The organism is Amycolatopsis sp. M39 (assembly GCF_001651785.1).
GTDB classification, from domain to species: Bacteria; Actinomycetota; Actinomycetes; order Mycobacteriales; family Pseudonocardiaceae; genus Amycolatopsis; species Amycolatopsis rubida.
In genome coordinates, this window is the sequence record NZ_LWSF01000033.1 from 1 (window position 1) to 579 (window position 579).

Annotated in this window: 1 protein-coding gene; it reads left to right on the top strand. The window is 68.0% G+C overall.

Annotation, left to right across the window (positions count from 1 at the left end):
* Positions 1-13 precede the first annotated feature (13 nt).
* Complete coding sequence (locus tag A4R44_RS40460; RefSeq protein WP_067593627.1) at positions 14-436, top strand: hypothetical protein; 423 nt, start codon at positions 14-16, stop codon at positions 434-436.
* The last annotated feature ends 143 nt before the right edge of the window (positions 437-579 follow it).

Here is a 579-nt window from a genome sequence, read left to right on the forward strand (position 1 = left end):
CGACCACAGCTCCTTGATCAGGAACCACGAAAACGGTAACGGGGGGGAAGTGATCCCGGACAACGAGTATCAGTCTCGCGAAGACCGCGCTGCGGGGCGACCCGTACGCCAGCGCATTGACGAGGTGACAGGCAAGCGGCAGTGGCGGGCCGCAGTGACGGACCCGGGCGAGACGAAGGCGAAGCGGGCCTCGTTCGAGGTGACGTTCCTGGCGGACGTTCAGCCGGTGCCGACGACGGCGGAGGCGTTGCCGGGGATGCGTCCGGTGGAGCTGGACGGGTTGACGGCGGAGCCGCGTGTCGGCGGGCAGGGCGAGTTCAAGTATCAGACGTATGTGTTCCGGGCGACTGGCTTCAAGGCTGCGGCGAGTGCTGCGGGGAAGCCGTCGCGGTCGGCCGGAGCAGCGTCTGCAACTGGTGACAGCAAGGCGGCGTAGATGCGTGGGACGGATATGGCGAGTCCGCGAGCGCGCGGTCTGGGTGCTGCGTTGCGGGATGCGCGGATTGAGGCGCGGTTCGGGTTGCGGGAGCTGGGGCGGCGGATCGGGGTGAACCCGGCGTTGTTGTCGAACTGGGAGCT